7 protein-coding genes and 1 pseudogene are annotated in these 12,068 nt (G+C 64.6%); 4 read left to right on the top strand and 4 right to left on the bottom strand.

Annotated features, from left to right (window positions below):
* From EN781_RS11640 to EN781_RS11630, 3 genes and pseudogenes are all read right to left on the bottom strand, one after another.
* Positions 1–425: pseudogene (locus EN781_RS11640) on the bottom strand (D-alanine--D-alanine ligase A); the annotation flags it as partial.
* A 264-nt stretch (positions 426–689) separates the two neighbouring features.
* Complete coding sequence (locus EN781_RS11635; RefSeq protein WP_126056058.1) at positions 690–2,744, bottom strand: bifunctional aldolase/short-chain dehydrogenase; 2,055 nt, start codon at positions 2,742–2,744, stop codon at positions 690–692.
* A 91-nt stretch (positions 2,745–2,835) separates the two neighbouring features.
* Positions 2,836–3,801 carry a sugar-binding transcriptional regulator gene (locus tag EN781_RS11630; protein ID WP_126056057.1) on the bottom strand — a complete coding sequence of 322 codons (966 nt, stop codon included), beginning with the start codon at positions 3,799–3,801 and terminating at the stop codon, positions 2,836–2,838.
* A gap of 202 nt (positions 3,802–4,003) precedes the next feature.
* Here EN781_RS11630 and EN781_RS11625 point away from each other — a divergent pair, with 202 nt between their 5' ends.
* The 4 genes from EN781_RS11625 to EN781_RS11610 all read left to right on the top strand — a co-directional run bounded on the left by EN781_RS11625 (position 4,004) and on the right by EN781_RS11610 (position 11,205).
* Entirely contained in the window at positions 4,004–5,644 is a 1,641-nt protein-coding gene (locus EN781_RS11625) for an acyl-CoA synthetase (RefSeq protein ID WP_126056056.1), read from the top strand.
* Between the two features lie 372 nt (positions 5,645–6,016).
* Positions 6,017–6,622: a TetR family transcriptional regulator gene (locus tag EN781_RS11620; RefSeq protein ID WP_126056055.1), complete on the top strand. Its 606-nt coding sequence runs from the start codon at positions 6,017–6,019 to the stop codon at positions 6,620–6,622.
* A 53-nt stretch (positions 6,623–6,675) separates the two neighbouring features.
* Positions 6,676–7,824, top strand: a complete 1,149-nt coding sequence (locus tag EN781_RS11615) for an efflux RND transporter periplasmic adaptor subunit (RefSeq protein ID WP_127400003.1) — start codon at positions 6,676–6,678, stop codon at positions 7,822–7,824.
* Positions 7,825–8,058: 234 nt separating this feature from the next.
* Positions 8,059–11,205 (top strand): efflux RND transporter permease subunit, encoded by a 3,147-nt coding sequence (locus tag EN781_RS11610; protein WP_126056053.1) that lies wholly within the window; start codon positions 8,059–8,061, stop codon positions 11,203–11,205.
* A 288-nt stretch (positions 11,206–11,493) separates the two neighbouring features.
* On the opposite strand, the gene EN781_RS11600 is transcribed toward EN781_RS11610, so the two are convergent.
* Positions 11,494–12,068, bottom strand: a 575-nt coding sequence (locus tag EN781_RS11600; protein ID WP_127400002.1) for an amino acid permease, incomplete at its 5' end; no start/stop codon positions are given.

Raw genomic sequence — 12,068 nt, 5'->3', positions numbered from 1 at the left:
CGCTTGGCGATGTCCTTGTCGAGCGCAGTCGCGGAGCCCAGGATGCCGCAGCCGGCGAGCGGCACCTGCGCCACTTCCGCCAGCCCCTGCACCGCGCCGTCCTCGCCGTGCAGGCCGTGCAGGACGGGAAACAGGATATCGATATCTGGCAGCGCGTAGGGCGCGCCCTCGGCCGGGATCGCCAGCATCCGCCCGTGTCCGCCCGGCACCAGGCAAATCTCCGTGTCGCCCGAAGGTGCCGACAGCGTGCCGTCCTCGAAACGGCTGAGCAGCCATTTTCCTTCGCGGCTGACGAAGATCGGAACCGCATCATATTTCGCCGGCGCCAGCGCGCGCATGACATTGGTCGCCGAAAGCATCGAAACGTCATGCTCGGCCGAACGCCCGCCAAAGAGCACGGCAATACGCAGTCTGTTCGCGGCCATGAACGTCTCCACCTTGCAAGCGGTTCAAGGAATAGATTGAAGCGGAATTTCGGCAATCGCTTCCGACGACGACAGTTTTCAAGTCGTGGTGGCGAGGTCGCTAAAGTCGCTGCCGCCCCTCAACTGGTGATTGGCGAAACCGTCGGCGACAGCGTCCCTCTCCCCGTCACTATACGTGGAGAGGACACCGGCAGGCGGATGAGGGGCGGCGCCAGCGTTCCCCTATGAACCCCTGCATGACAGTAGGGGTCCATGGCAGGTTGCCTACCGCAGCGCCGCGGCGATGTTGCCGCCGTCGACCGTCGTCACATCGGCGGTGGTTCGATCGGCCAGCGCCTGGTGCAGGAAGGCCTGCGCCACGTCCTCGGCCGTCACTTCCTGGCCGAGCAGATTGCCGGACATGTATTCCTTCTCCGACACGCCGCGCGCGCCCGAGCGGCTGGCGATCATGGCGTCGGTCAACAGACCCGAGCGGATGCGGTCGGCATTGACTGCGTTCGAGCGGATGCCCTGCGCGCCGTAGTCCAGCGCATATTGCCTCGACAAAAACAGCGTCGCCGCCTTCGGTATGCCATAGGCGCCGAACTTCGGCCCCGGGTTGATCGCCTGCTTGGACGTGTTGAACAAAAGCACGCCGCCGGTGCCCTGTTCCAGCATGATGCGCACGGCGTTCTGCGCCGCCGACTGGTGGGCGAAGAAATTGAGCTCGAAGCTCTTGCGCAGCGTAGCGTCGTCGAGCTCGCCGATGCGGCCTTCCCAGGCCGCGCCCGCATTGGAGACGAGGATGTCGAGGCCGCCATAGACGGCGACTGCCCGGTCGAAGGCGGCACGCAGTTCGGCCGGATTGGTGATGTCGGCGCCGACGCCGATCGAGCCGTTGCCGGCCCTCTTCGCCGCTTCCGCGGCCTTGGCCGCATCGAGGTCGACGATGACGGCATGTGCGCCATTGTCGGCGAACAGCTTCGCCGTCGCCGCGCCGATCGCGCCGGCGCCGCCGGTCACCAGCACCACCTGGCCGGTCAGCGGCTTCGGCTTGTTGGAGGCGAGCTTGGCCTGTTCCAGCGACCAGTATTCGAGCGGGAAGAGATCGGCCTTGGACAGCGGGTGGAAATGGCCGACGGCCTCGGCGCCGCGCACCGCCTCGATCCACATCTCGCCGACGTCGGAGGCGATCCTGGCCTCCTTCAGCGTGCGGCCGTGGCCGAACATGCCGAGGCCTGGCACCAAGGTCAGGCGCGGCATCGGATCGAGCATGGTCCGCTTGACGTCGTCCAGTGCGTCATTGGTCTCGAAATAGGCGCGATAGTCCTTGGCGAAGGTCTCGACATGGCCGCGGACGACCGCCTTGTAGTCGCCGATCTTGTCGGCGTCCGGCGCCGGCACCGCCATCGGACCGGTCTTGATGCGGATCGAGAGATCCGGCGTCGAGACACCGCGCCCGGCATAGTCGGCGATGTCAGCCGAATTGATGAAATCGACGATCGCATCGGAGGTGCGGAAGTCGCTGATCATGCGATCGAAGCGGCCTTCGCCGCGCGCCACCGCCACCGCGCCGCGCAGCGCGGGCGCGATGTCGGCCGGCTTGGCAAGTCGAGCCGGCAGGGCCGCCTTTGCCGTCTTCGGCTTGCCGTTCTTCGCGACATACTCCTCGGCGACGGTCACATGATGGATCATCCGGTCGTAGGCCTGTCTGGCATCGTCGCCGAAGGTGAAGATGCCGTGCTTGTCGAGGATCAGGCCCTCGACGCTGGGGTCGGCATCGAAAACGTCGCCCGCCGCCTTCGCCAGGTCGAAGCCCGGCATGATGTAGGGCACGTAGCCCATCTTTTCGCCGAACACTTTTCCAACCAGCGCCTTGCTGTCTTCCTGGTCGACAATGGCGAGGACGGCGGTCGAATGCGTGTGGTCTACGAATTTGTGCGGCAGGAAGGCGTGCAGCAGCGTTTCGACCGAGGGATTGGGCGAGCCGGGGTCGATGAGGTTGGCGCGCTGCAGCGCCACCATGTCTTCGTCGGAGAGCCTCTCCAGCGCGCGCGCCTTGAGCAGCGCGCCCATCTTAACCGCCGGCAGGCCTTGCGGCTCGATGACGGCCATGTCCCAGCCGCTGCCCTTGACGCAGAGCACGTCCCACTCGTCGCCGACGAGATCCGTGGCTTTGATCTTGCACGACGTGTTGCCGCCGCCATGCAGCACCAGCCGCGGCTCGCCGCCGAGCAGCCGGGTCGTATAGACGCGCAGCGCGAGGTCGCGGCCGACGCCCTTCTTGGCATAGTCGGCAACCATCTTTTCCGCGTCGCCGTCATTCCACAGGTTCTTCATTTCGCTTCGTCCGCTTTCATGTCTTTGATTGCTGTGAACAGGAATGCCGCGACGCTTTGATGACAATGCGCCGGCGGCGAGGATTGTTTGTCTAGGAAGCCTTCTTGGTCACCGCTCGGGCATGGTCCAGCAGCCGCTGCGCCATGCGCGCGCCGACCACCAGATGCGTGCAGAGTCCGCCGGCGAGCGCGGCAAGCAGCGGCTCGAATTTGCTGTCCTCCTGCACCACCATCAGCCGCTTTTCGATGGCGCCGAGCGAGCCGAGCTCGGCGGAGATGACCCGGCGGTTGTAGCTGCAGTCGAGCGCCTTGCCGCCGGCGTCGATGATCTGTCCGGCGATCACGCCGGCGGCGCCGGCGTTGCGCAGCATTTCCATTTCGCTCACCGTCAGCGCGCCGCATTTGACGACATGGCTGTCGGCGTCGACGGTGCCGACGGAAAACAGCGCGAGGCTGCAATCGCTGATGCCGGCCAGTTGTTCGCGGATCACAGGCTCGGCGCGCAGGGCGCGCGCCAGATCTTCCGTCGACAGCACCAGCGGCGCGTAGAAGTTCAGCCCCTTGGCATTGAGCCGCCGCGCGATCTCCATCGTGCACTGGTCGGGCCGGTAGGAGTAGGGCGCGCCGAGGTTGCCGCAGAGCTGCACCACGGTCACGTCCTGCAGGTCGGCGAAGGACATGATGTCGGCGATGGTGTAGACGGTGCGGCCCCAGGCGACGCCGATGCGGTCGCCCTTTTTCACCAGCTCGAGAAAGACGCTGGCCGCCAGCACCGCGATGTCGGTCGACGGATCGACGACATAGGCGTTTTCCGGCGCGATCCAGACGGCGTCGAGCTCCAGCGCGTCTTCCAGCTTCCGCGCCATGACGTCATCGGTGAACAGCTGGGTCGAGGTCGAGATGTTGACGATGCCGGTCTCGCGCGCCTTGCGCAGATACATGGCGACCGACGCGCGTGAAATCTTCAGCTGGTTCGCCACTTCGTCCTGGCGCAGGCCATGCGCATAGTAAAGCCAGGCGGCCTTGTGGATAAGCTGTTCTGCCGGTCGGATTGCCATGCCATCTCCTCGCTGACATTATTCACGGCTCTCGACAAAAGTCAAACCGAGTGGAGGTATGCGTTTCCCTTTCGCCGGCTGAATCTAGATCACCATTGTGCCAAATGCCCCCTGTCGTGGCATCGTTGGTGGTGACGAAGCGCGGAGCCTGTGATTAGAAGTCGATCATGCAACATTACAGCTTGCGCAGCGGGAGGACGGGATGAGCAATCCCTATGAACAGGATCTCGACAGGAACGCCGCCAACCATCAGCCGCTGACGCCGCTCACCTATCTTGAGCGGGCGGCAAAAACCTATCCCGATCATGTCGCCATCATCCATGGCAATCAGCGCATCACCTATCGCGATTTCTGGCGGCGCTCGCTGAGACTCGCTTCGGCGCTGGCCAAGCGCGGCATCGGCAAGGGCGATACGGTGACGGTGATGCTGTCGAACACGCCACCGATGCTGGAGGCGCATTTCGGCGTGCCGATGACCAGGGCGGTGCTGCATTCGCTGAACACGAGGCTCGACGCCGCCGTCATTGCATTCCAACTCGACCACGCCGAGACCAAGGTCCTGATCGTCGATCGCGAATTCTCCGGCGTGGTCAGCCAGGCGTTGGCATTGGCCAAGGCCAAGCCATTGGTCATCGATTATGACGATCCCGATTACGCCGCCGACGCGCCCTATCCGAAGGGCGAGCGGATCGGCACGCTCGACTATGAGGAGTTCGTCGCGGGCGGCGATGAGGCTTTCGCCTGGTCGATGCCGGATGACGAGTGGGACGCCATCTCGCTCAACTACACATCGGGCACCACGGGCAATCCCAAAGGCGTCGTCTACCACCATCGCGGCGCAGCGCTGATGGCCTACACCAACACCATCCATGCCGGCATGGCCAAGCACGCGGTCTATCTGTGGACGCTGCCGATGTTCCACTGCAACGGCTGGTGTTTCCCGTGGACGCTGGCCGTTCAGGCCGGCACCCATGTCTGCCTGCGCTGGGTGCGGCCGAAGCCGATCTACGACGCCATTGCCGATCACGGCGTCACCCATCTGTGCGGCGCGCCGATCGTGATGTCGGTGCTGATCAACGCCAGGGACGAGGACAAGCGGCAGTTTCCGCAAACCGTCACCTTCAACACGGCGGCCGCGCCGCCGCCGGAGGCCGTGCTGTCAGGCATGGCCGATGCCGGCTTCGCCGTCACCCATCTCTACGGCCTGACCGAGACCTACGGGCCGGCTGTCGTCAACGAATGGCACAATGAGTGGGACGAACTGGAGAAGGGACCGCGCACGGCGAAGAAGGCGCGCCAGGGCGTGCGCTATGCTTCGCTCGAAGGCCTGACTGTGATGGATCCCCAGACGATGACGGAAACCCCGGCCGACGGCGAGACCATCGGCGAGGTCATGTTCCGCGGCAACATCGTCATGAAGGGCTATCTGAAGAACAGGAAGGCGACTGACGAGGCCTTCGCCGGCGGCTGGTTCCACTCAGGCGATCTCGGCGTCATGCATCCGGACGGCTACATCCAGCTCAAGGATCGCTCCAAGGACATCATCATTTCCGGCGGCGAGAACATCTCCTCGATCGAGGTCGAGGACGCGCTCTACAAACATGCCGCCGTCGCCTCCTGCGGCGTCGTTGCGAAGTCCGATGACAAATGGGGCGAGGTGCCGGTCGCCTATGTCGAGCTGAAGCCCGGCAAGAGCGCGACCGAGGCCGAGATCATCGACCATTGCCGCACTTTGATCGCCCGCTTCAAGGTGCCGAAGGCAGTGGTGTTTGCGGAAATCCCGAAGACATCGACCGGGAAGATCCAGAAGTTCCGGCTGCGGGAAATGGCGAAGGGCCTCTGAGTTCGTCATCCTAGGGTGAAGCAGTCGCGGAGCGACGTTGCGGAAACCCTGGGGTCCATGCCGTGATCTTGCGGCCGTGCTGCGGCGGTCGAGAATAGCCCTGCACGAATGGCGCCGCTGGCAAGCTATCTGCTTGATCCGACTTTATTCTTTGGCCGACGTCACGGCATTGATCCCAGGGTCTGCGCCGCGTCGCTTCGCTCCTTGCTTCGCCCTAGGAAGACGAACTCATTCGTCGGGTTCAACCTTTCCTCACTGTCACCATCTGTCACCAATTATACGCGTACGTCGAATCCGCGTTGACATCGCGCTCGTTTCGATTTACGAGTGATGAAAATTGAAATTCGTCACTCGTTATTTGACAGAGAGCTAATGTCCGAAGCCGCCAACATCGTGGCCGACCCCGCCCGCCAGGAAAATGTGACGCGCATCCTCGATTGCGCCGAACGCCTGTTCCGGCACTACGGCTACGGCAAGACCAATGTCGCCGACATCGCCCGCGAGCTCGGCATGTCGCCGGCCAACATCTATCGTTTCTTTGCCTCCAAGGTCGAAATCCACCAGGCCGTCTGCGGCCGCATGCTCGGCGCCAGCTACAAGATGGCCTACGAGATTTCGCGCTTGCCGCTCAGCGCCGAGGAGCGGCTGCGCCGCTACGTGCATGCGCAGTACAAGATGACCATGGAAGTCATGCTCGATGACCAGAAGGTGCATGAGATGGTCATCGTCGCGCTCGAGCGCGACTGGGGTGTCATCGACAAGCATGTCGACAGCATCCACGATCTGTTCGCCGAGGTGATCCGCCAGGGCATCGAAGCCGGCGAGTTCAGGGACCAGGATCCGGTGATCGCGTCGCGCTGCTTCGGGGCCGCCACCGTCATCCTTTGCCATCCGCAGATGGTGGCGCAGTGCCTTGCCAAGACCAACCGGGCGATGCCCGACGATCTCATCGATTACGCGATCCGAGCCTTGAAATAGCCGCCGCCCGCCGGGCGCCGGTCGACAAGTTATCTCCAGTCAGGAGTGCTAAGGTGTCTTTGTCCAATTCCATTATCCGCGGGCTGCCGATCGCCGGCCTGATCGTCGCCACTCTCGAGCTCGCCGGCTGCAGCCAAGAGAAGGCCGAGGTCAAGGAGATCATCCGGCCAGTCAAGGTGGTCGAGATCGGTGAGGCCCAGACCACCCGCGAGCTCGACTATTCCGGCTCGGTGCGCGCCCGCACCGAGATGAACCTCGGCTTCCGCGTCGCCGGCAAGGTCACCGAGCGCCTCGTCGATATCGGCCAGCATGTGAATTCGGGCGACGTGCTCGCCCGCATCGATCCCTCCGATTACGATTTGTCGGTCAGGAGCGCGGCGGCGAACCTCGATGCCGCCGAGCGGCAGGTCGAAACGGTGGATCTGGCAAAGAAGCGCGCCGAGCAGCTCTACGCCAAGAGCTTCGCCTCGAAGTCGCAGCTCGATCAGGCGACGCTAACCTATGCTCAGGCCGTGGCGACGCGTGACGCCGCCCGCTCGACGCTTGCCCAGGCGAAGAACCAGGTCGGCTACACCGATCTCAAGGCGAACGAGGATGGCATTGTCACCGCCATCAGCGCCGATATCGGCCAGGTGGTCGGCGCTGGAACGCCGGTGATGACCGTTGCCGTCGATGGCGAGAAGGAGGTGCTGATCGCCGTTCCTGAAATGGATATCGCCGAGTTCCGGCCGGGCAAGGAGGTCAAGGCGGGCTTCTGGTCCGACGACGCGCTGACGCTGGCCGGCAAGGTCCGCGAGGTCGCCGGCAGCGCCGATCCGCAGTCGCGCACCTTCGCCGTTCGCGTCTCGCTGCCCAACGATCCACGCGTGCTGCTCGGCATGACCGCCAACATCGAAGCCTCGGTGGCGAGCCGAAAGCAAATGGTGTCGATTCCGCTCAGCGCGCTCGCCGAGAAGGACGGCCAGAAGATCGTCTGGACCGTCGACCGCACCAGCGAGACGGTTCATCCGCGCCCGGTCAAGGTCGGCGACTTCACGGTGGACGGCGTCAATGTCGCGGACGGGTTGAAGCAGGGCGACGTCGTGGTCGCCGCCGGCACGCAGTTCATGACCGAGAACCTCAAGGTCAAGCTCTCCGGCGACGCGGCGCAGCAGTCGGCGTCGGCCGAAGGCAAAGCCGACATCACCAGCAGCCTGCGCTGAAGCCAGGCGAATGAAAACGCCGCTCGCTCGGGCGAGTGGACCATGGTTTCCGGGCGGCGAGCGCCCGGCTGTCGAGACGTCAGGTTGATGTAACCCCCACATCGATCCTCGCGTCCCACCGCGACGAGTGTCTCTCCGCCTCGGAAAGCCTCGCCGCCCGGAAGCCAGCATCGGAAATATCGTGAGCACGCGCAGATGCGTGCCTTGCCGATCAATCGGAATGGACTGACGCCGATGACCACCGACAGCACTGAGAAGCGGCCCTTCAATCTTTCGCGCTGGGCGATCGGCCACCCCAGCATCGCGCGCTTCCTGTTCGGCCTGATCATCCTTGCCGGCGCGCTCGGCCTGATGCGCATGGGCCAGAAGGAAGATCCCGACTTCACCTTCCGCGTCATGGTCGTCCAGGCCGTCTGGCCGGGCGCCTCGATCCAGGAGATGGAGGACCAGGTCGTCAACAAGATCGAGCGCAAGCTGCAGGAAACGCCGCATCTCGATTTCGTGCGCTCCTATACGCGCGCCGGCAGCGCCATCATCACCCTGCAGGTGAAAGGCGACACCAATGCCGAGCAGGTGAAGGACGCGTTCTACCAGGTGCGCAAGAAGGTCGGCGACATCGCCAGCGACCTGCCGCAGGGGCTGCTCGGTCCGTATTTCAACGACGAGTTCGGCGACACCTTCATCACGCTGCATTCGATCAGCGGCAACGGCTACAGCTATCCGGAGCTGAAGAAGTTCGCCATCCAGGCGCGCGATATGCTGTTGACAACGCCGGGCGTCGAGAAGGCCGTCATCATCGGCGACCAGCCCGAGAAGATCTATATCGACGTCTCGTCGAAGGCGCTGGCCGAGCGCGGCCTGACGCTGACCGACCTGCAGAACGCGATCAAGGGCCAGAACAATGTCGATCCGGCGGGCTCGGTCGACACCGGACAGCGCTCGGTGCGCATCTCGGTCGAGGGCGACCTCACCAGGGCCGCCGACATCAGGGAACTGCGCCTGCGCGCCGGCGGTCAGGTGACGCGGCTCGGCGACATCGCCACCGTCTCTTCGGGGCTGGAGGATCCGTTCCAGCGCAAGTACCGCTTCAACGGCCATGAGAGCGTCCAGCTCGGCGTCGTCATGGCCAAGGGCTTCAACGTCACCGACGTCGGCAAGGATGTCGAGGCGACCTACCAGCGCTTCGAGGAAGGCCTGCCCTACGGCGTCGCGGTTGACCAGATCTCCGACCAGCCGGAAGTCGTCCGCGATGCCGTGAAGGAGTTCATGGAGGCGCTGGGTGAGGCGCTGCTTATCGTGCTTGCCGTCTCGCTGCTGTCGATCGGCTGGCGTTCCGGCCTGGTCATAGCCATCGCCATCCCGCTGGTGCTCGCCGCCACTTTTGCCATCATGTACGAGCTCGGCATCGACCTGCAGCGCATTTCGCTGGGCGCGCTGATCATCGCGCTCGGCCTGCTCGTCGACGACGCCATGATCGTCGTCGAGATGATGGAGCGAAAGCTGGAGGAGGGGCTGGTCAAGATCGAGGCGGCGAGCTTCGCCTATTCTTCGACCGCCTTCCCGATGCTGACCGGCACGCTGATCACCACCGCCGGCTTCATCCCGGTCGGCTTCGCCGCCTCGACCGCCGGCGAATATGTGCGCACCCTGTTCTATGTCGTCGGCATCGCGCTGGTCGTGTCCTGGTTCGTGGCAGTCTATTTCACGCCATGGCTCGGCCACATGATCCTGAAGCAGCGCAAGCATGCCGGCAGCCATCACGACGTCTTCGACACGCGCTTCTACCGCCGGCTGCGCGCCACTGTCGGCTGGGCCGTGCGCCATCGCATCATCGTGCTGGTGATGACGCTGGTCACCTTCGCCACCAGCCTGTGGGCGTTCCAGTTCATTCCGCAGAACTTCTTCCCGCAGTCCTCGCGGCCGGAGATCCTCGTCGACCTCTGGCTGCCGGAAGGCACCTCGATCAAGGAGGTCGAGACGCAGGCCAAGGCGCTCGAAGGCAAGATGATGGACGATCCGGACAAGCGCTTCATCGCCACCTATATCGGCGAGGGCGCGCCGCGCTTCTTCCTGCCGCTCGACCAGCAGCTCAGGAATCCCAACTTCGCCCAGCTCCTGGTGATGGCCAAGGACGAGCCGGCGCGCGAGCGACTGATCGTCAAGCTGCGGACCGTCCTGGCCGAGGATTTCCCCTCGATCCGTTCCAAGGTCGATCGCCTGTTCCTCGGCCCGCCCACCGGCTGGCCAGTGCAGATGCGGGTCATGGGTCCGGACCGCCAGGAGGTGCGCCGCATCGCCGACGAGGTGAAGGCGAAGTTCCAGGCCAACCCACTGCTCGGCGCCGTCCATGACGACTGGCTGGAGCCGGTGCCGGCGATGAAGCTGGTCATCGACCAGGATCGCGCCCGCGCGCTCGGCGTCACCTCGCAGCGTATCCGCCAGATGCTGCAGGCCACCATGTCCGGCGCGCCGCTCGACGATTTCCGCGACGGCGAGGAGACGGTGTCGATCGTCGCCCGCGAGCCGGAAGCGAGCCGCAAGCTGCTGTCCTCGGTCGATTCCGTCTATATCCCGACCGATTTCGGCGGCTTCGTGCCGCTGTCGCAGGTGGCCAAGGTCGTTCCGGTGCTTGAGCAGGGCATCGAGTGGCGGCGCGACCGCCTGCCGACCATCACTGTTCGCGGCACCCTGCCGGACGGCGTGCAGTCGAACGACGTCGTCACCAAGATGTACAACGACATGAAGGACCTGCGCGCAGGACTGGCGCCCGGCTACAAGGTCGAGATCCAGGGCGGCGCCGAGGATTCGGCCGAAAGCCAGGCCTCGATCGCCGCCAAGGCGCCGATCATGCTGGCCGTCATCGTCGTGCTGCTGATGATCCAGCTGCAGCATTTCGGCAAGGCGATGCTGGTACTGGCGACCGGTCCGCTCGGCATCATCGGTGCTGCCGCGGCCCTGCTGATCAGCGGGGCGCCGTTCGGCTTCGTCGCCATCCTCGGCGTGATCGCGCTGCTCGGCATTATCATGCGCAACTCGATTATCCTCGTCGATCAGATCGACCAGGACATCGCTGTCGGCATGGAGCGATCCGAGGCCATCATCGGCGCTGCCGTGCGCCGCTTCCGGCCGATCATGCTGACGGCGCTGACCGCGGTGCTGGCGCTGATCCCGATCTCGCGCGCCGTGTTCTGGGGGCCGCTGGCCTACGCCATGATGGGCGGCATCCTCGTCGCCACCGTGCTCACCATCCTGGTGCTGCCGGCAGGCTACGCGCTGTTCTTCGGCCGCGAGCGCAAGAAGGCCGGGGTCGAGGGCAAGAGGCCCGAGTCCGAACTGGTGCAGAACAACGAAGAGCCGCAACTGGCGCTGGCCGCGGAATAGGTGGTGGCAACCTCGGATCGTCCGCCATGGTCACGGGTGGCGGACGATCTGCATCGCGGGTCGGCGCGCTAGTGCAATTCCAGGAAAGTGTGAAGCGAATTGCAGGGGCGCGGCATCTTCAGGCGCGAGTATGAGGGATCGACGCTGCGCGAGAATCTCGGCCTGAAGCGGCCGTCGAACCGGTTCTTCGAGGAGACGACGGTCCGCAAGGCTGGCTGACGAGAGGCCGTTGGACAAAAGAGATCGGGCGCGCCGAGGCGCGCCCGATCTTGTTCTCAGGTCGCTGCGTCAGATGACGAACAGCCAGTTGGCGATCAGCATCACCGCCACGCCGGCGATCAGCGTCAGATAGGGCAGGGCGCCCGCCTTCTTGACCGAGAGGTCGGCTCCCGCCATGCCGAGGTCGGCCAGCATATGGTCGGGGAACTTGCCGCCGTCCTGGATGTAGTGGCGGAAGCAGAACACCGGGATGATCAAAGCCGCGGTGATCAGGCCCGCCCACAGCGCCATCGGGTTCCACACCTTGGCGCCGGCGCCCATGAAGACCGCGTTGACATAGGCGAAGATCGCGCCGATGCCGAGCAGCCAGGTCGGCGCCCGCCACGGCCGCGCGATATGGCCGTTGTCGATGCGGTGGATCCAGCCGGCGTTGAGGTTGAGGAAGTTGAAGATGATGTAGCCGCAGTTCGACACGGCGAGGATGAAGAAGAAGCTCGTCGCGTCGGCCGAGGCGATTGCCAGCACGATCAGGTTGAAGACGAGGTCGGTCCACATCGCCCGCGTCGGCGCGCCGTGCTCGTTGACGTGGCTGAGGTAGCGCGGCAGCCAGCCGTCGACCGAGCCCTGGTAGAGCGTGCGCGAGG

The sequence above is a fragment of the Mesorhizobium sp. M4A.F.Ca.ET.090.04.2.1 genome (genome assembly GCF_003999085.1).
GTDB lineage: Bacteria > Pseudomonadota > Alphaproteobacteria > Rhizobiales > Rhizobiaceae > Mesorhizobium.
Note: the sequence above shows the minus strand (reverse complement) of the source record. Positions and strands in the feature narration are given on the sequence as shown.